This window comes from Marinobacter salinexigens, assembly GCF_008370345.1.
Lineage (GTDB): Bacteria > Pseudomonadota > Gammaproteobacteria > Pseudomonadales > Oleiphilaceae > Marinobacter > Marinobacter salinexigens.
This window is the reverse complement of the sequence record NZ_VTUU01000005.1, coordinates 90,460-111,777: the sequence shown is the minus strand read 5'-3', so window position 1 is coordinate 111,777 and position 21,318 is coordinate 90,460. Positions and strand designations below refer to the sequence as shown.

Sequence of the window (21,318 nt, the reverse complement as noted above, 5' to 3'; positions counted from 1 at the left end):
ACAAAACAACCGGCAACGCTATGTCACTGCTTGACTACCTTTTACCCTACGATTTCTCGCCGCTGACCATACTCAGCTACATGCTCGTGATGGGATTCTATGGCGTCGGGCTAATTCGGATGCCGGAACAGGACCGGCCAGGCTCACTGCGGATCTTTGCGTTCACCCTGGGGGTACTGATCTGTTATGCGGTGATGCAGACCCGCTTCGATTACTACGCACAATACATGTTCTTCGTCCATCGGGGTCAGCACCTGATTCTTCATCATATCGGTCCGATCCTGATCGCCCTGTCCAACCCTTTACCGGTCATGCGGTTCTGGTTCGCAAAAATCAGCCCGGGCTGGAGGCATACATTGAGGCCTCTGGGCTGGGTCTATAACGTTCTGCAACAGCCTTTTATCGCCCTTTTCCTGTTTGTCGGGCTTATCTATTTCTGGCTGTGGCCATCAATCCATTTTGACGCCATGCTCAGCCGGGATCTGTATTGGGTCATGAACTGGAGCATGTTGCTGGATGGCCTGCTGTTCTGGTGGTTGATCTTTGATCCAAGACCGCCGGCGATCACCTCATCGCTGGGGTATGGCAGACGCATGTTGGTTCTGGCCGCCGCAGGTGTGCTTCAGATGTTTCTTGGGGCGTGGATCGTGTTTTCACGTGACATGGTCTATGACGTTTACGAAGTCTGTGGCAGGGCCTGGCCGCTGGATCCAGAAGTCGACCAGCTTCTGGGCGGCATGCTGACCTATATTCCTCCGGCCATGATGAGCATTCTTGGCATTCTTCTGATGCTCCGGCGAGCCATGCATCAGGACGGAAAATATACCAACCAATCCAAACAACTTGAGGAAACAGCGTCATGAGAACTCGCTTCTGGCGACAGCGCACCAACATCATATCGGCGACCTTAACGCTGATAGCATCCCTATTGCTGACTGGTTGCTTTGGCAATGACGAGGAAGACTGGAACGGTAAAAACATCAGTGGCTTGATGCCTGAGCTGGAATTCGACCTGATCAATAGCCAGGGCAAGTCTGTATCTGGCGATGATTACAGTGGCCGCGTGAGAATGCTGTTTTTCGGGTTCACCTCGTGCCCCGATGTTTGCCCGACCGCCCTGCAAAAACTCAATCAGGTAACCAGTGGCCTGGACCCCGAGCTTCAGGATGAAGTACTCACTTTGTTCGTGAGTGTCGATCCGAAACGTGACACGCCCGAGCGCCTCGCAAAATACGTGGATTTCTTCGGTGACAATATTGTAGGGCTCACTGGAAAAGAACCCCAGCTTCGTGAACTGGCAAAACGATATAGGACAACCTTCGGTTATGACGAACCTGACGCTGATGGAAATTATGCGGTGTCACACAGCAGCGCGATTTATGTATTTGATCGCGAAGGTAACCCTCGCCTTTTAATGCGGCCCGATTTGAGCGGGGAAGAAATTCGGCATGACCTCGCTGCTCTTATTCAGGAGGATGCCTGAGTTAACGAAGCTTGCCATTGGAAAGTAATGCTTAGCTGCTGCGGAATACGGCAGCAGCCCGTGACTCAAGATTTGATTGTCGGATGCTTATGTTCATCTTTTGCCGGGCTTCACATATCCAGTTTTTTTGGCCTTTGGAAAGCTGGGGGCAGGTCAATCGGGGTAAACATCGGCTTAGCCCATTATCGCTAACTCTATACCGGAATTAGTTGGCACCTGAAAGTTGCTCCATCAACCATGATGAATCAAAGGCCAATGACGAGCTTGGAACCTTCGGGGGGGGGAGAAGGAAGGCCTGACTCGAATGTTCGCTTTTGTTTAAGCTCGGCGCGGTCGCAAAGCGGGCATTCGGATCTTAGAACCACGCCCAAGCGGGCCTGCCCCAGAACCAGTAAAAACGGAGGTATATGACTCTTTTAAGGTGTCCGTTAGAAACATAATCGGGATTCACCGAGCTATAAGCCACTAGCGCTTGCCGGACCACTGACCGTCCACGTTAATAATCCTGCACGGGTGATCCGCTTCATGCCTCCCATTATTCTTCCGACAATCGATCAAGGCATTTTGTATGGCGTGCGTTGCTGACGTGCGGTTTGATTTCCAGGACCAGGCACCAACAGCAGACTGGGCAAACGCCTTGTGCCTGGTGGCACTTACGTAGCCCTCCCGGTACGACTTTAGGGCTTGATTAGTCATGATCCAGTCCTCACCGACGGCAGCCTGTTCAAAAACAGGCTCTACGGCGCTCAGTTCGCTGGATGAAGTAGCTGCAGGCATTTGATAGGAAGCGCAGCCGGCCAGTAAGGCGACAGACAAGACTAGAATTCCCTGTTTCACATTTGGCTCCTTGATTGAAGATTATCTCACTCTTCCTTAAGCATCGTTTCAAAGTCCTGATCGTTTTTCGGTTTGCATTCCGCCTGATCAGCTTCGATTTTGCTCTTTTTACCTCCACGTCCGCCAGGTAGGCGTCATCAACCCTGATTTCCGGTAACCGCAGCGAATCAGCGATGCAACTGAAGCAGCGATGTTTACACATTGGTTAGAACCGCTGAGTTCATACGACATTGCGCCCAAGCCCCCACCGCCTGAAAACCTGTAACGCAGCAAATGCAACGCCCCAAACCAACACAATATTCAAAGATAGTTTGGCAAATGATACCCACGTCGGATATTCCTGGGGAAGCATGACAGCATAGGAGCGCGGAAACGAAGGTGGGTCTAGTTTTTCTAAGCTCTGCCATACAAACGGAAAGGGGAGGCCGTGAGGAACGTTACCCATTTCAGATCTACCATCAACCCTTGCCGGCACAAGCAAAGAAGCTATGACGAGGACAACCGCCAAACACACGCATCTGATAATCTGCTTTGCCATGCCACTACCTCCCTGTAGGCCCTACCCCCCAGCCAGCGTGAGCGGCTTTGAAGTGGGGTCAAAAGCCCCGTAAGAGAGCCCCTATATGTTTTTGCTGTGAGCGCCTGACTTCCAGGCAGAGCAGAATGTGCCCTTAGGCGCACCAATGAAAAGGCACGCCCGTTTACAAAGGTCAGCATGTACGACTCTGACCATGAGATGACTGTTGCGCCAGAGGTATCCGCCAGATACCAGGTTACAGAGGCAACCACGGATTCAGAACCAAGCCAACTTAAAGAAAGGTTCGAGTAGCGACATTCACGGCACCCTTGTGAGTAGTACTCATCCAGGTGTGACTGAAAATACTCTGCCAGCTGGATCCGTGAATCAAAAACATGGCAAACATCGCCTGGCCCTTTAGCCATATAAGGAAAGCTGAACTTGGTGGCCACGCGGTCGCCGTCAAAGCTCGAAAACACCGCGACAAAATCTTGAAAAAACTCCTTTACGGCGGGTTCCTGTCTTTCACCCATGTAGACCTATCTCCTTGGTGTGCCGGGAATTCGCCACATAACGCAGAGCGCACCGGTCGCCTTGACGCAGCGTAGTTGGCGTCTCGCTGACCACTTTATGCATGCTCCGGCCACATTCCATCCATCATCACTGGGTAGGTGATCGGCTTGTAATGGGTAAATTCAATGTCTCGAACATGGGTAAAATCACTCCAGAGCAACCTCGCCCCCTTCATCCACTGAGATGGCTTAACCCGTTTTTCTATCCTCTCGATTTCTTCGGGAGTGGCTTCGCGTATTGGTCCGACCTTGCCGTAAAGCCTCACGCCCGGTGGAGCAACGAAACGGCCTTTTAGAAGAGACCTTAGCCAAAAGAATCGACCGGCGTTGACTGCCATAATGCAAACATTCGGGTTCTGATCGATGTTATTACCCAAAGCCTCGGCGTAATGATCAAAAAAGTATCCGCTCTGATCAGCCCGAAGGAAAACAGTACCAACTGGCGTGATGTGGGGTGTACCGTCAGGATTAACCGTTGCAATTGAGCAGTAAACCGTAGAAGCCTGGCCCTGCTCTAGAACTGACTTCACCTTCTTCCAATCATCCTTGAGATTCATAAAGTCTCCATTTGTGCATAACGCGAAGCGAAGCCGCGGCTCGTCAGGGACGTCCGCCTTACGCGGCTTTTTATCGCTGCCTCACTCATACTCTGCATGCTGAGGCAAACCATCCGTAATCTCGAACCAAGGGGCCTTGCTGCCGACGAATACATGGCGCCCTGCTTTTACCTCCGGGTCGGTATCAAGTGTTCCGAGTGGGAAACCATAAATCTCGGGTGCTGCATCGAACCTGGTATAGAGGCTGGAGCCACAGTTTGAGCAGAAGCCTTTGTGCTCACCCGAAGAAGATTCGTAAAACTTCAGCAGCTCCTGACCTTTGACGGTGTGCCAATCAGAAGACCGCACTTTAGCGCGAGTTCTGAAGGCCGTGGCATGAAGCTTTCGGCACATTGAACAGTGACAGTTCAAAACATCGGTAAGCGGACCGTTAATTTCGTATTGAATGCCCCCGCAGAGACAACTACCTCTTTGCTTCATTGAAGCACCTCCTTGTGTGATAACGCCCGGGTTTGCACGCCGGTTTGGAGCCGAAAAGTGGCGTAAAATCAGTCGCCGTGCAGCCGATTGTCAGGGGATTTTATACTCCATGAACACGGCTTCCGGGTGTGGATTGAATCGGTAAGGCTCAATTTCCTTAAAGCCGTAATCGCTGTAAAGTCGCAATGCCTTATCAAGCTCACGAATAGTGTCTAGCCGCACCGAGCCATAACCCATTTCCTTTGCTCGACCAAAGAACGCTTCGGTCAGCGCCTTGCCCACCCCCATGCCATGGTAATCCGGAATGACATACATTCGCTTCATTTCAGCAATGCCGGACTCAAACTCTCTAAGACCGACAGCACCAACATGAATATCCTTCAGTTTGGCCAGCAGTAGCGCTCCTTTAGGTGGGCCGTACATCGTTGGCAGCGAAGCCAACTCGCTGGAAAAACCCTGGAACTCTAAATCCAGCCCGAGAAACTCAGCATACTCACGAATCAACCGGCCACCTGCATCAAACTGGTCAGTGGTCTCGGCCACCTCAATGCTTACAGACATCCCTATCTCCTCACAGCCTATTAGTTGGCATTCTTATTAAATTCCAACGCTGCCTCCCCGTCCAAACCTGATTCACATCCTCAATAACAACGACTCTTCAAAGCGTTATCTTTGGGTCGGCGGCCTTCATAGCGCTGCTCGCGCTTTGAAAAATTTGCATTCGGGCGAATGTCCGCTTTTGTTTAGCTGCTACGGTCGCAAAGCGAACGTTCAGGCAAATAGATTTTGGAATATGCGCAGTAGACGGGTAGGCACTCTGCGAATGATCGTGATAACCGGTAAAGACGTGATAGCAAGGTGCCAGGCCGAATCTTGGCACCTTGCTATCGGCGTTACTCACCAAGAGTTCGCTGTTTCCAGAGATAAAAGAGCACAGGAATCACCAGCAGCGCCAGAATGACAGCGGAAATCATACCGCCCACCATAGGTGCCGCAATCCGGCCCATCACCTCCGACCCTGTACCGGTGCCAATCATAATGGGCACAAGCCCCCCGATAATGGCGGCCGCCGTCATCATGATTGGCCGAACCCGCATACCGGCACCGTGTAGTACGGCATGGCGGAGGGTTTCTCGCCTTGGCGTCAGCCCTTTGTCATCACACGTTTCCAGCATTGCGTTATAAGCCTGATTCAAATACACCAGCATGATCACCCCAATCTCTACCGCAACGCCGGCCAGCGCAATGAAACCGACACCGACGGCTACCGAAAAATTATAACCAAGCAGATACATCAGCCAGATAGCACCGATCATCGCAAACGGTAGCGTGCCCATAATAATCCCCACTTCGGCAAAACGGCGGAAGTTAAGAAACAGCAGGATGACGATGATGGCCAGCGTTAACGGCACCACATAGGTCAGTTTTTCCTTCGCACGGAGCATGTACTCATACTGACCAGACCAGTTGATTGAATAACCGGGAGGTAGATCCAGCTCTTCACTCACGGTAACCATGGCCTGTTCAACATAGGTGCCTACGTCGACACCCTCAATATCCACAAAGGTCCAGCCGTTCGGGCGGGCATTCTCACTCTTAATGGCCGGCGGGCCATCCTCCACGCCGATCTCCGCCACATCTGCCAGGGCAATGCGCTGGCCGGATGCGGTCACGATGGGCAGTTGCTCCAGCTTCTCGGGCGAATCCCGGTAGTCTTCCGGATAACGAAGATTAATGGGATACCGCTCAAGTCCCTCGATGGTTCTGGAAACGTTGATTCCACCAATAGCGGAGGCCACTACCTGCTGAACATCAGCGATATTCAGCCCATAACGAGCGGCACGCTCACGATCAATATCCACCTTGATGTAGCGGCCCCCAGCGACTCGCTCAGAGTAAACGGAGGCTGTACCGGGGATGTCGACCATGACTTCCTCAAGGCGTTTACCGATGTTCTGGATGACGGTAAGGTCCGGACCGGCAATCTTGATGCCCACCGGCGTTTTAATACCCGTTGCCAGCATATCGATGCGCGTGATGATCGGCATAACCCAGGCATTGGTTACCCCCGGGAACCGAATCAGAGTATTGAGCTCCTGCTTCAGCTTTTCGGTGGTCATGCCTTCCCGCCATTGATCCCTCGGCTTGAGCTGGATGAAGGTCTCGATCATCGTCAATGGAGCCGGATCGGTAGCGGTATCCGCCCGCCCCACTTTGCCGAACACGGTTTCGACTTCGGGTACGGTGGCAATCAGCTTGTCCGTTTGCTGCAACAGTTCCCGAGCCTTACCAATGGAGATGCCCGGGTAGGTGGTGGGCATGTACATCAGGTCGCCTTCATCCAGTGGCGGGATGAATTCACTGCCGATTTTGGTGGCTGGCCAAAGGCCCACAGCCAATGCCAGCAACGCAACAATAACCGTCGTTTTCGGGAAGCGTAACACCAGCTTCAGCACCGGCATATAAACGCCAACCAGCAGGCGGTTCACGGGGTTCTTGTGCTCCGGCAGCACCTTGCCGCGAATGAAATAGCCCATCAGCACCGGCACCAGCGTCACCGCCAGGGCCGCACTCGCCGCCATGGCGTAGGTTTTGGTGAACGCCAGGGGAGAAAACATCCGCCCTTCCTGCGCCTCCAGGGCAAACACCGGCACAAAACTGACGGTAATGATCAGGAGCGAGAAAAACAGCGCGGGCCCGACCTCAGAGGCTGACCGTGCAACGACTTCCCATCGGTTCTCAGACGTTAACGGGGTTCGCTCCATGTGTTTGTGCATGTTCTCGATCATTACAATAGCACCATCAATCATGGCGCCGATAGCGATGGCAATCCCCCCGAGTGACATGATGTTGGCATTGATGCCTTGCCAGTGCATGACGATAAAGGCCGCCAGAATACCCACGGGAAGGCTGAGAATCGCCACCAGCGACGAGCGCACGTGGAACAGGAAGACGATGCACACCAGGCCCACCACCAGAAACTCTTCAAGCAGCTTGAAGCCGAGATTATTGACCGCCCGCTCAATCAGACCAGAGCGATCGTAAACCGTCACCACCTCGACGCCTTCAGGCAAACTGGATTTCAGGTCTTCCAGTTTCGCCTTCACGCCATTAATGGTTGCCTGAGCGTTCTCACCAAAGCGCATCACCACAACACCGCCGACGGTTTCACCTTCCCCATTCAGTTCGGCAACCCCACGCCGCATCTGCGGGCCAACTTCAACGGTGGCCACATCTTTCAGCAATATGGGGGTACCGTTGTCATCGAGTCCTAATGGAATCGACAGAAGATCCTCACGGGACTTTATATAGCCAGACGTGCGCACCATGTATTCCGCCTCGGCCATCTCGATGACGGAGGCGCCCACTTCCTGGTTGCCTCTCTTAATGGCGTTCTGGATGTGAGCCAGAGGAATTCCCAGCGCCCTGAGTTTTTCCGGGCTGACCTTGACCTGGTACTGCTTCACCATACCGCCTAGCGCAGCCACCTCAGAGACACCCGGCACCGTTTGCAGTTCGTACTTCAGGAACCAGTCCTGCAGGCTGCGCAACTGGCTTAGGTCCTGGTTCCCAGTGCGGTCTACCAGCGCATACAGGTAAACCCAGCCAACTCCGGTAGCGTCTGGCCCGAGCTGAGGCCTTGCAGAGTCTGGAAGGCTGGGCGCAACCTGGGACAGGTATTCCAGTACCCGGGAGCGGGCCCAGTACATGTCGGTGTCTTCATCGAAGATCACGTAAACATAGGAGTCACCGAAGAACGAGTATCCCCTGACCGTTTTCGCGCCCGGTACCGAGAGCATGGCTGTCGTCATCGGGTAGGTGACTTGGTCTTCCACCACCTGCGGCGCCTGGCCCGGGAAACTGGTTTTGATAATGACCTGCACATCGGACAGATCCGGCAGAGCATCCACCGGCGTTTGTTTCAGCGAATAAAGGCCGAGCCCTGTGATAAGCAACGTCGCCAGCAACACCAGGAAGCGGTTACGAATAGACCAGTGAATAATAGCGGCAATCATGACTCGCCCCCGCCATGGCTCATGGTGCTGTGATCCATGCCTTCATGATCCATCCCCTGCTCATCCATATCCTGAGGCGATGACATCCGTTGGAAGTCCGAGGTTTTGCTGGATTCCGAATCGATCAGGAACTGGGCGGATGTGACCACTGTGTCGCCCGGCGTGAGGCCATCGAGTATTTCCGCATGCTTTTCCCCCACGCGCCCAACGCTGACGTTTATCGACTTGAAAGCTCCCTCCTCCAGGGCCAGAACGAGGCGATCACTCTGGCCAGTGCGGATAACCGACTCCCGGGGCACCAGAAACTGCCGTTTTCCCCGCTCACCCTGAACCTCCAGCCGGGCAAACATGCCCGGCATCAGGGCACCATCCTCGTTATCAAACCGCATCCGGACCCGGGCTGTCCGGGTTTTGGGGTTTACTTCCGGATAGACATAATCCACTCGGCCACGCCACTCACGACCGGGCATGTAATCCAGGGTCAACTGCACCCGGTTGCCTGCCTCTACAGCCGAAAGCTGGCTTTCAAACACTTCACCGATCACCCAGACTTCATCGAGCGCAGCGATCGACAGAACCCTGTCTCCCGGTTTGATGAACATACCCTCGCGCACATTCAGGTTCTCAATCACACCCGAGCGGGGCGCGTAAACGGTCATCGTCCTCTGAATGTCCCGGCTCTGGCGTAACCGGCTGATCAGACTGGCCGGCACATTCAGCGCCGCCAGCCGCTCTGTGGCAGCCTCCACCAATTTCTGGTTGCCACGGTTCATCGCCAACAGCAGCTCTTCCTGAGCATTTACCAGGGTCGGGGAATACAAGGTGTACAGGGGCTTTCCCTGTTCGACAGGCTCGCCTTCGGCTTTGACAAACAGCGTTTCAATCCAGCCTTCAACCCGGGGATGGACGTGAACCATCTGGTCTTCGTCGTAGGCCACATAGCCCACGGTGGTGATGTTGTTGGGCAGCCGCCCCTGAATCACCGGCTCCGTGCGAACCCCCAGATTATTGACAACCGTCGGTGAGATACGGACTGTGCCCGCCGTATCGTCTGCCTGTCCTCCGCCCTCATACACCGGAATCAGATCCATACCCATGGGTGATTTTCCCGGTTTGTCACTTTTGAAATTGGGGTCCATGGGAGCGACCCAGTACAGCGGCTCTTTTGAATCGGAGCTGGCCTGTTCTGCAGAAGAAAGCGCGTGGGTGTCCGATGCAAACCAATAGGTGGCTACCGCACCGGCGAGACCGCCGAGCAACACAAAGCCCAGAGGGCGAACAAAGTTAGCCATAGTGATCAGTCCTGATAACGGGTCATTGAAAAGGTAGGGATCTCGGAAGTGTCAGCCGTCAGGTAGCGGAAGTTCGCCATATTCCCGGCCCGTTCGGCTTTCATCTGAATCAGTTCCACCTGGGCATTAAGCTCGGCAATTCGCGCTCTCACTGCCTCGGCAAAGTCGCCGTCATCGTTGTTGTAGGCGGTCAGTGCCGCACTCGCCTGCGCTTCCATCTGTGGCAGCAAGGTCTGCTCATAGAGCGCTATGCGCTCATCCAGGCGTTGAAGTCTGGCAACCGCAGCCCGAGCTTTGGCGCGAAACCCGCGGAGCTGCAGAATGCGCTCGGTTTTCGCCGCCTCCAGTCTAGCCGCAGACGCGTTGAGCTTCCGGTCCTGCCGATTGCCGGTGAAAAGAGGCAGATCAAAGCCAATCCCCACGGAAAACAGATCGGCCCGGTCCTCGCCGTTCGGAGCCCGGTCCCGATATCCGTATTGGGCCGATATCGACCATTCCGGTTTGTAGGACTGGCGGGCCAGATCAACGTCAACACTCTGGGCTTCAATCAACTGATCGGTGGCGCGCACGGCAGGATGTCGGGGCAGTGAATCAGTAGCGGTTTCAGCCCAGGCAGAAGGGAGTTCTGCCAGCAGTTCGCGGGGGACATGGTCGGTGACGGCCAGCTGTGCCTGATTCAGGCCAATCCACTCGGCCAACGCTTCCCGATTCGATGCCTGTTGCACATGCAGTGCTGTTAGCCGGTCCTCAAGCCTGGTCAGCTCCAGCGAAGCCCGGATAACATCCTGCTGCCTGGCCCCCATGGAGGCAGAGGTGTAGCCCGCCGCAGCAACATCTTCCAATTGCTCAAACAAGCCTCTGTTGCTTTCAATCAATCGGATACTCTGCTCGGAGCGCCAGACCCCCAGCCAGAGTTGCGTGACGGTTTCCGCCACCTGTGCCCGACGATTCTCGCGCATGAACGGGTGAACCCCGGCCATCTCCTCTTTTCTGGCACTTGCCAGCTGACGGCTGTTGCCACGTGGAATTCGCTGGGTAAGACCGACGGTAGCCTGAGTCATGGCCTCCTGGCCCATATCAAAAGTATCTGTGGGCAGATTCGCGGCACCGATGGTCATTCTCGGATCCGGCAGGGCGCCATCGGCAATCGATTCTTCCAGAAGCGCATCCTGAATCTGGACACTCTGGCGAAGCCAGGGATCGTTCTCGATGGCCGCATCAATCGCGCCGGTTAACTCAAGTCTGGGTGCCGTCCAAGCGGGCAAACTGGGCAAAACCAAAGCACAGAGAAAGGCCGGCTTTATAAGGTGAGGAAGAATGGACAATGTTATATCTCCATTGAAATGTTTCTGAATCGCAATCTTATAGCGCTTATCTGAAACCAAACTGAATTTAATGACTAAATAGTTTAATTTGATTTATGTCAAGACGCTGTTATTCCTGAATAAAATTTCTTTTTTTGAATTTTTTATTTTAATTTCAGGATCAATTCAGAAACTGGTGCTTTAATAAAATCACCAACCAATCAGGAGGTGTAAACATGAAAACATTAATTAAATTTGCAGCAGCATTTACTCTTTCAACATCCGTGCTTGCTGGCAACATGTCAGACAATAAGGACATGAAGGAAATGCACAACCAAATGATGGACAAATTATCTGTTGAAGAAATACTTCAGAACGAAGATATGCAGCGTCTACACAGAGAAATGACACGTAATGCGATGTCCGAAGGGGGCTTTGAGGCTCGCGTGCAAATGATGACGGAAGAAGGCCGGGCTTATCACAAAGCTCTGAAACAAAGGCAAAAAAATACCGCAGGGTAATTCCTGCGGTAAAGTCAACTCGTGGAGACACAAGCGTCGGCTGGCTCGGGCTTCAAGCAGCCGACACCCTGATCAAGCTCAAGTAAACCACAGAAACCTGAAACTGAACTGAATTTCTTGAACGGTTTAAGGTAATTAAGGAGAGCATCATGAAAAAAATCATTATCGCTGCCGCAGCTGCCACTTTATTTTCTACCATGGCCACCGCCAATTCAGGATTGGCCGATCGGATCAATGAAGCGCGCACTTACCCAAATAAAACAGTCGAAACGAAAACCGAAATGATGACCTGCATGAAAGACATGCAAGCTCACAAAGATTTTAGCGGGCCCAATGTTAATCGCCAGGAAAGAAAATCAGAAAGTAATACGCATCACAATCATAGTTAAATAAATACAGAACGTCAGAGCAAAACCCGTAGTCGACTGTCTCTTTGAAAGACAGTCGACTACTTATTATATTGATCATCGGAATATAATTTACCTCAATTCCACGATGCCTCTTCGTTTGGCTCTCAGAGTAAACCATACAAGAAACATCCATTTTACAACCAGCACCGTTATCTGTGGCATGAAAACCCATTGGACAAGAGGTAAACCGACAGGAAACGGGCTGGCCTTGACCAGATCGTCGTTGCTGAAGTTCCACCTCATCCTGGGTTGCCGGTCCAGTTCCCGGGTCCAGCATTCGGTTTTGATACGCATAATGAAACGGCCATGACTGCTGTCTACCGGCACAGCACCAATCAGAGCCCACTCCTTTTAGACCATGCCTCATAGATCCGCTTGTCCCATTTACTCTGAAAATAGGCAATAGCGGCTTTTTGATCGTCCTTTGAGAGCTTGCCATCAAAGGCTGGCATTTTTCCGCCCAGGGGAGCTCCTCCTTGCTTGATTGTAGCCATGAGCGTGTCGAATGAGTGGTGCCGCCAGGCATGGCCCGTTCCGTTGAGCGGTGGCGGCGGGTAAGAGCCATCCTTTAGGGTCTTTTTCCAATTGAAAGCGCCTTGGGCATTGCCGCCATGGCAGCTTGCGCAGTTGTCGTCGAACACCACTGCGCCGCGCTCGACCTGGGCCTGTGTGTACCAGCGGTCATCCACCGTCTTACCGCAGCCGCTGATTAGTGCGACCGCAAGAACGCCTATTGAGATAGTTGCCCCATGCATCATTCTTGTTCCTCGATTTCCTTGCGCCTCAAATTCCTCAATTGAGGAATAAAACGGGGAGTTCTGGCTGCATAGGCCCGCCAATCGGAGCCGAACGTTTTTTCTGTTTCACGCTCCTCATACAAAGACAGGCGCGAGTACATCCACACCAGCACCGGGAACATGGCCAGCGTCAGCAGCGTGGGCCATTGCAACAGAAAACCGAACATGATGAGCACAAAGCCGGAATATTGGGGGTGGCGAACGTGGGCATACAGGCCGGTTGTGGCCAACTGCCCTGCCTTTTGCGCGGCATACAGGGTACGCCAGCCAGCCGCAATCAGATAAAACCCGAGGCCAATAAACACTGTGCTCAAGAGATGAAACGGCCCAAAGTGTGGGGAACCCTTCCAACCAAACAGCATTTCCAGCAAGTGGCCACTGTCGTGAGCCAACCAGTTCACGTCGGGATACTGGCTCTGCAGCCAGCCGGAGAGGAAGTAGAGCGTCAGCGGGAACCCGTACATCTCGGTGAACAGTGCCACCAGAAACGCGCTGAAGGCACCAAACGAACGCCAGTCCCGGCGGGTCTGCGGTTTGAAAAAACTGAAGGCGAAGAATATGAAAATCGCCGAATTCAGCACCACTAGGCTCCAAAGGCCATAATCCGATGCACCATCAGTCATCACGCTGCTCTCCACTCTTTCCCGGTTGCTCTGCCTGGTGGTTATGTCCTCCATGCCCTCCATGCCCTCCATGCCCTCCATGCCCTCCATGCCCTCCGTGCATAAAAATATGGATCAGCGGACAAGCAAGCAGTATCAGCCAGGGCAAGGCGCCAAGCAGATGAACCTTGTGTTCTCCCCAGAGTAAAACCAGTGCGATAACGGCAAACATTGCCAAAGTAATTTTAAAGCGTCGATCCATGAGCGGTTCCTTTGCGAAAAAGCCAGTGTCAGAACAGAGTACTAATCGGCCTCAAGGGATATCTGATGGCCTATGCCGCTCAGCGCGATCTCATCAACCACATCGAGGGATTCCGGGTCGAGCACCCAAAGCTTGTTCTCTGCCCGACTGGTCACCAGTAGCTGGCCATCGTAGGGAGAGACCGCAAGATGATAGGGCGCTGGAGCCATCGGCCTGGTGTGGCGGGCGCCGCTGGCTAGCTCAATCCGGACCACCTGGTTGCCGCCCTGGCTGGTGGCATAGAGGGTCTGGCCATCTGCGCTCAAGCCAACGCCATGGGGCGCCTCCCCAACCTCGTACCGGTTCGCCACCGCGCCTTTGGCAAGCTCAAGGACAAGAACCTGGCCGGATGCAGCATCATTCACGTAGAGCCGCTGGTTGCCGGGGGCAAGCACCATATGCTCTGGGTTGCCGCCAACTCGCAAATTGCGCTCGACGAACCAGTGCTCGGTATCCACTTCGCTGACCGTGCCATTACCGGTATTGCTGACCAGAAGGGATTGGCCGTCGTCGGTTTGCACCAGATAGTTGGGGGCCGGCCCCGTCGCCACAGTTTTGACCAACTGACCGGAATCCAGATCCACAACGCTGATACTGCCACGGGCAGGATGCGTGGAAACGGCATAGCGACCGTTGGAAGTCACCAGCACATGGTGCACAGGCCCCGGCACTTCCAGTTTGCGGTCAATCGTCTTTGTGGCCGTGTTCACCAAATAGAGCAGCCCCGTACTCCCTGCTTCCAATTCAGTAGACTTCCCGCCCCCATGATGAGCGGCGTGTTCATCTTCTGAAATGCCTTCGGGGCGACTAACCGGCTTCTGACGATCATGCGCCGACAAACTACCCACCACCAGATACCGGCCATCCGGGGTCAGTGCCGAACCGTGGGTATTCAGGGTGCCGCCAATGGACGACGTCACCTTGCGGTTTTCCAGATCAATAACGCCGACGGCATCCGCTGTGCCCATGGGAACAAATGCCCGGTTCGTGTCTGCGGCCACCATCAGCGAAAAACTCATAGCGACACTGGCCGTAATACCAGCAATACACTGCTTGCGCAACGAATGGTTCATAGCGTGCCCTTTTTGGTCAGAGGGTTTCAGTAAGATCTCCTCGCCCGGTAAGCAAGATCCCGAACAGGCATGGTCATTACTTGGCAGTCCATCACACCAAGCTGAAACAGGCCTGAAAACAGTTGCGAAACATGCATTCGTTTGACCAGAATCATGGTGGAACGATTCACAATGACCATGGACGACCAATGCAAGACGTGCCCCAGGAAAACCAGCGAACAACCAAAACCCACGCCGACCAGCTCAACCGGCAGTGTTACTGCATCACCCTTGACCGAAAAGCGCTCACTGACAGCCTCCAGAAGCAGTTTTCAGAAACTGGGAACGAGGCACCGGCCACTCCCGAGATCCATCATCTCTTTTCAAACACGCCGGTTTTTGTTCCCCAGGCTGACATCGCGACGATGGAGCGGATTGTTCAGGCGATCGAATCCGCAGCCGAGCTTCCGCCCTATAAGGAAAGAGCTCTGTCCTGGGCGCCGGACATCGCCAGTTTTGATCCAGGCCCCATCGGGGCCTTCATGGGCTATGACTTTCACCTGGGCGAGAACGGGCCTCAGCTGATCGAAATCAACACCAACGCCGGCGGCGCATTTCTGAACACGGTATTGGCCCGGGCTCAACACCGATGCTGTGACCCGTCCCAGCTGACTGCTGGCACCAACCGTGCACTGGATGGGTTCGAGGACGCGGTGTTTGCCATGTTCCAGCAGGAGTGGCAACGGCAAGGTGGCGACTCGACACCCGGTTGCCTGGCCATTGTGGACGATGCCCCAGAATCCCAGTTTATGTTCCCGGAATTCCAACTGGCCCAGCAGTTATTCCAGGCCAGAGGCATAGAGACCTTGATCCTCGACCCATCGGAGCTTGAGTATGTTGATGGTGCCCTGAGCGCCCACGGCAAGCCTATTGACATGGTGTACAACCGCCTGGTGGATTTTGCCTTGGAGGCCCCGGCTCTTGGGGCGCTGAGGCGCGCCTACCTCGACGGCGCGGCGGTCGTCACGCCCAATCCACGCGCCCATGCGCTGATGGCCGACAAACGGAACCTGATCCTGCTATCTGATGCCCAAACCCTGCGCGACTGGGGCCTGAGTGAAACCGAGGCAGGATTTCTGGATAGAGCTGTACCGAAGACCCGGCTGGTTTCAGCAAGTGATGAGGCGGAGTTGTGGAGCAACCGGCGTAAACTGTTTTTCAAACCGGTAGCGGGCCATGGCAGCAAGGGCGTCTATCGGGGCGAAAAACTAACCCGCCGCGTTTTCGAAGAGATCCTGAAGGGTGATTACATCGCGCAGAACTTCGTTCCCGCCGGAGAACGCACCCTGAGAGTGGATGGCACGGTCACCACCAGAAAGGTCGATATCCGTTTGTACACCTATGCCGGGCAACATCTGCTTGCCGCTGCCCGTGTGTACCAGGGCCAGGCCACCAACTTTCGAACGCCGGGAGGTGGCTTTGCGCCCGTCTTTGAGGTGTGAAGGTGAGCCTCAATTGGAAACATTCAAAGGGATTAAGCCGTCAGCAAAAGTGCTCGGATCTCATAGATCCTGCATTCGGCCAACCTGACGAGCCAGTCTCATCGACTCATTTTCCTCCATCGCCAAAAGAGATTCGAACAGCTCTTTTGCTTCTGGAATTTCGGCTTTTCCAATCAGCGTTTTGTAGAGATCAATAATCTGATCATGAAAGTCGAACACTTCCCGGCAGATACCATCAAAATCAAGCTTCGCGTAAGGCTCGTCGCAGGTTCGATGAGTTTTGATCGGATTATGGGACAGGTAGTCGTACACCCGAGTTTCCAGTGCCTTCTTATCCCCTTGGTGCTCAAACTCGTTCACGATCCGCTCTATTTCCGATTCATGAGCTGCCAGATAATCCAAAAGCGCACGGGCCCGTTCTTCCTCGTGCTTTGTTGCGCAATGGGACAGACAGCTCGCCAGATGTGAGTGCAGATCGCGCGTCCAGTCGATCAGTTGTCCAAAAGTCTTTATATCCATATCTTTTTTCCTTTTTTCTTCTCCATAATATGACTGACATCAAATAGGTATCCCGTCGTCAAATGAGGAGTCCTATTTGCATTTCCAGTGTTCAGTTGGGCTATGCGCTCGCCTGGCTAATTCGCTAATCCATTGCAAACCGCAGGCACTGCAGCAAATCGACGCCTCTACCGGCTTCAGATCGATTCCACAACCTCAGAGAGCATATCCCTGACCTTCCCGGCAACCTGCTTGAGCTCGTCATTATCGATGGCGCTCATGGAAGCCAATGGATCCACTGCACTTACCTCAATGCCCTCCGAAACCTCACGAAGAATAACGTTGCAAGGCAGCATGGCACCCACGCGAGGCTCCACACCGATGGCTTCCCAGGCCATGCCAGGATTGCAGGCCCCGAGAATCCGATAGGCCAACATATCCTTGTCCAGCTTTTTCTTCATGGTGGCTTTGACATCAATTTCTGTCAGCACACCGAACCCATGATCAGTGAGGGCCTGACGCGCTCTTCTGTCCACGTCCTCGAAATCGACATCTTTGATAACTCGATCGATCGTGTATGACATAGCTACCTCCAATGATTCAGAAGTTCATTGCTTTGACCCGAGTTTCACCACCCTCAAACGCAGCGCATTCACGATCACGCTGACCGAGGACAGCGACATGGCGGCCGCTGCAAAAATGGGCGACAGCAGTATCCCGAAAAACGGGTACAAAACCCCTGCCGCTATCGGAACACCGGCGGAGTTGTAAACGAAGGCGAAAAACAGGTTCTGACGGATATTGCGCATGGTCGCCAGAGACAAACGGCGCGCCTCGACAATGCCCATCAGGTCGCCGCGTAGCAGCGTAATGCCGGCGCTTTCGATGGCGACATCGGTCCCGGTGCCCATGGCCACACCGACATCCGCCGTTGCCAGTGCAGGCGCATCGTTTACGCCGTCACCCGCCATCACGACAACACGGCCTTCGTCTTTCAGGCGCTGGACGATCTTGCCCTTATCTTCCGGCAGGACTTCCGCTTCCACTTCGTCGATATGCAGTTTTCGGGCAACTGCTTCAGCTGAAGTGCGGTTATCGCCGGTCAGCATGACCACCCGGATGCCGTCTTTTTGCAGCGCGGAAATAGCGGCTTCGGTGGTTTCCTTGACCGGATCGGCAATCGCCAGCAACCCTGCGACGTTTCCGTCGACAGCAGCAAAAATCACGGTAGCACCATCTTTTCGGAGCTGGTCGGCGTCGCCGTCAAATCGCGTGGTGTCGACATTTTCCGACTCCATGAGAAGGCGGTTACCAAGTAGCACCCGCTTGCCGTCTATTCGACCGGTAACCCCTTTACCATTCGGAGAGTCAAAGTCTTCCGCATCCGGAAGCTTCAGGTCCATGCCCTTGGCTTTATCGAGTATGGCGTGAGCCAGTGGGTGCTCACTGCCTTTCTCCAGGCCGCCTGCATAACGCATGAGACTACTGTCATCGAACCCGTTGGCCGCGACAAGCCGGGTGACTTGCGGCTTGCCCTCTGTCAGCGTGCCGGTTTTATCCACCACCACGGTGTCCACCTTCTCCATACGCTCCAAGGCTTCCGCATCGCGAATCAGAACGCCACTTTGAGCACCGCGTCCGACACCCACCATGATGGACATGGGCGTCGCCAAGCCAAGTGCGCAAGGGCAGGCAATGATCAGAACACTGACCGCTGCAATCAGCCCGAACGCCATAGGCGGCGTGGGCCCGAAGAATGACCAGGCTATAAAGGCGATAATGGCGATCACGATCACCGCAGGCACAAAATAACCCGCCACCTTGTCGGCCAGGCCCTGAATGGGCGCGCGGCTGCGCTGGGCGCTCGCCACCATCTGCACAATCTGGGACAGCATGGTGTCACGGCCAACCTTGTCGGCCCGCATGATAAAGCTGCCCTGCTGGTTGATACTGCCGCCGATCACCTGGTCGCCGGATTTTTTGCTGACTGCCAAAGGCTCACCGGTCACCATGGATTCATCCACGTTGGAGCTGCCTTCAAGCACCTCGCCGTCCAACGGCACCTTGTCTCCCGGACGTACCCGCAAGCGGTCACCGACCTTGACCTGATCAAGCGACACATCGGATTCGCTGCCATCGTCGTCCAGTTTTCTGGCCGTCGCCGGTGCCAGATCCAGCAGGGCCTTGATGGCACCAGAGGTTTTCTCTCTGGCGCGCAATTCCAGCACCTGCCCCAGCAGCACCAGCACCACGATGACAGCAGCCGCCTCGAAGTAGACGGCGACCGACCCGTCTTCCTGCCGGAAGGCACCTGGGAAGATCTGCGGCGCCAGGGTCGCCACCAGGCTGTAGATCAGCGCGACGCCGGTACCAATGGCAATGAGCGTAAACATGTTCAAGTTACGGCTAACCACGGATTTCCAACCCCGGACGAAGAAGGGCCAACCGCACCAGAGCACCACAGGCGTTGCCAGCACCAGTTGAATCCAGTTGGACATCTGCGGGGCTATAATGTGATCGAGTCCGGTGAGGTGCCCACCCATCTCCAGCACCAGTACAGGCAGGGCCAGCACCAGGCCGATCCAGAATCGGCGGGTCATGTCTTTGAGTTCTTCCGAAGGCCCGTCGTCCAGGCTTACCTGCTCGGGCTCCAGGGCCATGCCGCAGATTGGGCAGTCCCCTGGCCCTTGCTGCCGAATCTCGGGGTGCATGGGACAGGTATACATAGTGCCCGGCGCTACCGGCTCTTGCTGTTTCTTTTCCCAATCGAGGTACTGCTCAGGGTCCTCGTCGAATTTGGACTGGCAACGCGACGAGCAGAAGTACCAGGTTTTACCGCCATGCTGGCTGCGGTGTTCCGCGGTATGCGGATCGACTGCCATGCCGCAAACCGGATCCTTGGCGGTGTGCCCGCCAGGTTCTTTATCGGCGTGGTGATCGTGGTCATGGGCGTGATGGTGCTCAGCCATTCTGTTCTCCTGTTTTATCGGCGGGCCAGTCTGCAAATGCAATGAAATACAGCAGAACCAGATTGACGATAGGGATCAGTATCAGTACACCCATCCACCCCGGATACCCCGTGCGCTGGCAAATACGCCAGGCCGGAATGACGACCACAATGGCAATCACCAGCATCCACAGCCAGTGGCCTGCCCACATGGTGTTCCCGAACATGTTATCTCCCATCATGGCAATAGCCTCTCTTCCTGATTCTGGTTAATGGTGACGATGCGCGTGACTCTCTTCCTGTTTCGCTTGCGCGGATTCCGGCGATCTTTTCAGGAAAATCTGCTCGGAGACTGCAAGCACAATCATGGTGACCACTGCCACGCCGATGACGAACGGGTCCGTATTCAGTTTTACCCAGACAAAGCCGCCCAGAGCCAAAAGATCCAACAAGATGGCTGTAGTTGGCACCCAGGTGTTGGCCTTAATGTCTTTGCGAAGATAGCGCAGTACACCCCAGTGAATGGCAATGTCCATAATCAGGTAAAACACGATACCCAGCGCGGCAATTCGTGACAGATCAAAGAAGGCGGTGAGGATCAGCCCCAGGACAACGGTATACACCAGTGTGTGTTTCTGGATGCTGCCGGGCATGCCAAAATGCCGATGTGGTACGAGCTTCATCTCCGTCAGCATCGCCAGCATGCGGGATACCGCGAAGACGCTGGCGAGAATACCGCCCGCCGTGGCCATCATGGCAATAGCGACAGTAAACCAGACACCGTAATCGCCGAGAGCGGGACGCGCAGCAGCAGCGAGGGAGTAATCCTGCGTTTCGATAATTTCAGCCAGTGACAGGTTGCTGGCGACCGCGAAGCCCACCAGCGTGTAGATCACCACGCAGGCGGCAATGGAAATCACGATGGCGCGCCCGACGTTTCGCTTTGGGTCTATTACTTCCGAACCACTGTTGGTGATGGTCGTAAAGCCTTTGAACGCCAGAATCCCCAGTGCGGTTGCGCCCAGGAAGTTGCCCAGCGCTCCGGCTTCACCGGGCTCCGAAAAATCAACCGCGACTGAGTCGGCAATCCAGATCCCGACCAGACCGAAAATCAGTATGCCGCCGATTTTCAGGATCCCGATAAAGGAAGCCACCCCTTGAATCATCCGATTGCCCAGCAGGTTGATCAGAAAGGCCGCAAGAATGAGCGCCACGCCGAGAATGGGCACCATGCGGCCACTGTCATCCCCGCCGAAAAGTTGCATGGTGTAAGAGCCAAAGGTCCGGGCCAGGAAGCTCTGAGCGATGACCATGGAAAAATACATCAACAGGGCGTTGAAAGCCGTTGGCAGCCGGTTTCCGTAGGCTTTATGCAAGTACATGCCAATGCCCCCGGCCGACGGGTAGGCGTTGGAAATCTTGATATAGGAATACGCGCTGAAGCCAACAATCAAGGCCGCCGCGAGAAAGGCCAGCGGGAAAAGGACACCGGTCATCTGGGCCATCTGCCCGGTAAGTGCAAAAATACCGGCGCCAATCATGACGCCGGTACCCAGCATCACCGTCCCTGACAGAGTGAGACTACCTTCCTGGTAGCGAGTGCTTCGATCTTCCTCCCTGTTCATTCAAC

21 protein-coding genes are annotated in these 21,318 nt (G+C 54.6%); 5 read left to right on the top strand and 16 right to left on the bottom strand.

Annotated elements, in window-relative coordinates; all coding sequences use genetic code 11:
- Positions 1-20 precede the first annotated feature (20 nt).
- Together FWJ25_RS11950 and FWJ25_RS11945 are read left to right on the top strand one after the other, a co-directional pair.
- Entirely contained in the window at positions 21-863 is an 843-nt protein-coding gene (locus FWJ25_RS11950) for a cytochrome c oxidase assembly protein (protein ID WP_023010648.1), read from the top strand.
- The gene (locus FWJ25_RS11945; RefSeq protein ID WP_023010649.1) at positions 860-1,483 is read left to right on the top strand and encodes an SCO family protein; all 624 of its coding nucleotides are present in this window, start codon (positions 860-862) and stop codon (positions 1,481-1,483) included. The genes FWJ25_RS11950 and FWJ25_RS11945 overlap by 4 nt, the downstream gene beginning before the upstream one ends.
- A gap of 1,323 nt (positions 1,484-2,806) precedes the next feature.
- Here FWJ25_RS11945 and FWJ25_RS11935 read toward each other — a convergent pair.
- The 7 genes from FWJ25_RS11935 to FWJ25_RS11905 all read right to left on the bottom strand — a co-directional run bounded on the left by FWJ25_RS11935 (position 2,807) and on the right by FWJ25_RS11905 (position 11,019).
- Positions 2,807-3,370 carry a DUF6841 family protein gene (locus FWJ25_RS11935; protein ID WP_149600512.1) on the bottom strand — a complete coding sequence of 188 codons (564 nt, stop codon included), beginning with the start codon at positions 3,368-3,370 and terminating at the stop codon, positions 2,807-2,809.
- Between the two features lie 95 nt (positions 3,371-3,465).
- A complete protein-coding gene (locus FWJ25_RS11930; protein WP_149600511.1) occupies positions 3,466-3,966 on the bottom strand; it encodes a pyridoxamine 5'-phosphate oxidase family protein in 501 nt (166 codons plus the stop codon).
- A gap of 81 nt (positions 3,967-4,047) precedes the next feature.
- Positions 4,048-4,446, bottom strand: coding sequence for a GFA family protein (locus FWJ25_RS11925; RefSeq protein WP_149600510.1), 399 nt, complete (start codon positions 4,444-4,446; stop codon positions 4,048-4,050).
- Between the two features lie 90 nt (positions 4,447-4,536).
- Positions 4,537-5,007, bottom strand: coding sequence for a GNAT family N-acetyltransferase (locus tag FWJ25_RS11920; RefSeq protein WP_149600509.1), 471 nt, complete (start codon positions 5,005-5,007; stop codon positions 4,537-4,539).
- A gap of 332 nt (positions 5,008-5,339) precedes the next feature.
- Positions 5,340-8,462, bottom strand: a complete 3,123-nt coding sequence (locus FWJ25_RS11915) for an efflux RND transporter permease subunit (RefSeq protein WP_149600508.1) — start codon at positions 8,460-8,462, stop codon at positions 5,340-5,342.
- On the bottom strand, positions 8,459-9,754 hold the full coding sequence (locus FWJ25_RS11910; RefSeq protein WP_113880704.1) for an efflux RND transporter periplasmic adaptor subunit: 1,296 nt from the start codon (positions 9,752-9,754) through the stop codon (positions 8,459-8,461). Before FWJ25_RS11910 ends, FWJ25_RS11915 begins: the two co-directional genes overlap by 4 nt.
- Positions 9,755-9,759: 5 nt before the next feature.
- On the bottom strand, positions 9,760-11,019 hold the full coding sequence (locus FWJ25_RS11905) for a TolC family protein (RefSeq protein WP_246166793.1): 1,260 nt from the start codon (positions 11,017-11,019) through the stop codon (positions 9,760-9,762).
- Between the two features lie 275 nt (positions 11,020-11,294).
- Between FWJ25_RS11905 and FWJ25_RS11900 the strand changes: the two genes are divergently transcribed.
- Positions 11,295-11,579, top strand: a complete 285-nt coding sequence (locus FWJ25_RS11900) for a hypothetical protein (protein WP_149600506.1) — start codon at positions 11,295-11,297, stop codon at positions 11,577-11,579.
- A gap of 149 nt (positions 11,580-11,728) precedes the next feature.
- Complete coding sequence (locus tag FWJ25_RS19615; RefSeq protein WP_188093618.1) at positions 11,729-11,968, top strand: hypothetical protein; 240 nt, start codon at positions 11,729-11,731, stop codon at positions 11,966-11,968.
- A gap of 356 nt (positions 11,969-12,324) precedes the next feature.
- Here the strand turns inward: FWJ25_RS19615 and FWJ25_RS11890 are convergent, their stop codons facing one another.
- The 4 genes from FWJ25_RS11890 to FWJ25_RS11875 all read right to left on the bottom strand — a co-directional run bounded on the left by FWJ25_RS11890 (position 12,325) and on the right by FWJ25_RS11875 (position 14,762).
- Entirely contained in the window at positions 12,325-12,747 is a 423-nt protein-coding gene (locus FWJ25_RS11890; RefSeq protein WP_227716185.1) for a c-type cytochrome, read from the bottom strand.
- Positions 12,744-13,409, bottom strand: coding sequence for an isoprenylcysteine carboxylmethyltransferase family protein (locus FWJ25_RS11885; RefSeq protein WP_149600504.1), 666 nt, complete (start codon positions 13,407-13,409; stop codon positions 12,744-12,746). The genes FWJ25_RS11890 and FWJ25_RS11885 overlap by 4 nt, the downstream gene beginning before the upstream one ends.
- Entirely contained in the window at positions 13,402-13,620 is a 219-nt protein-coding gene (locus FWJ25_RS11880; protein WP_246166816.1) for a DUF2933 domain-containing protein, read from the bottom strand. Before FWJ25_RS11880 ends, FWJ25_RS11885 begins: the two co-directional genes overlap by 8 nt.
- A 71-nt stretch (positions 13,621-13,691) precedes the next feature.
- A complete protein-coding gene (locus FWJ25_RS11875) occupies positions 13,692-14,762 on the bottom strand; it encodes a YncE family protein (RefSeq protein WP_149600503.1) in 1,071 nt (356 codons plus the stop codon).
- Between the two features lie 188 nt (positions 14,763-14,950).
- Here FWJ25_RS11875 and FWJ25_RS11870 point away from each other — a divergent pair, with 188 nt between their 5' ends.
- Positions 14,951-16,243, top strand: coding sequence for an ATP-grasp domain-containing protein (locus FWJ25_RS11870; RefSeq protein WP_149600502.1), 1,293 nt, complete (start codon positions 14,951-14,953; stop codon positions 16,241-16,243).
- Between the two features lie 60 nt (positions 16,244-16,303).
- On the opposite strand, the gene FWJ25_RS11865 is transcribed toward FWJ25_RS11870, so the two are convergent.
- From FWJ25_RS11865 to FWJ25_RS11845, 5 genes are all read right to left on the bottom strand, one after another.
- A complete protein-coding gene (locus FWJ25_RS11865) occupies positions 16,304-16,762 on the bottom strand; it encodes a hypothetical protein (RefSeq protein ID WP_022990672.1) in 459 nt (152 codons plus the stop codon).
- 176 nt (positions 16,763-16,938) lie between these two features.
- On the bottom strand, positions 16,939-17,325 hold the full coding sequence (locus FWJ25_RS11860; protein WP_022990673.1) for a DUF302 domain-containing protein: 387 nt from the start codon (positions 17,323-17,325) through the stop codon (positions 16,939-16,941).
- A gap of 24 nt (positions 17,326-17,349) precedes the next feature.
- A complete protein-coding gene (locus FWJ25_RS11855) occupies positions 17,350-19,710 on the bottom strand; it encodes a heavy metal translocating P-type ATPase (RefSeq protein ID WP_022990674.1) in 2,361 nt (786 codons plus the stop codon).
- On the bottom strand, positions 19,703-19,930 hold the full coding sequence (locus FWJ25_RS11850; RefSeq protein WP_096006448.1) for a DUF805 domain-containing protein: 228 nt from the start codon (positions 19,928-19,930) through the stop codon (positions 19,703-19,705). The genes FWJ25_RS11855 and FWJ25_RS11850 overlap by 8 nt, the downstream gene beginning before the upstream one ends.
- Positions 19,931-19,957: 27 nt before the next feature.
- Positions 19,958-21,313: an APC family permease gene (locus tag FWJ25_RS11845; protein WP_149600501.1), complete on the bottom strand. Its 1,356-nt coding sequence runs from the start codon at positions 21,311-21,313 to the stop codon at positions 19,958-19,960.
- Between the last annotated feature and the right edge of the window lie 5 nt (positions 21,314-21,318).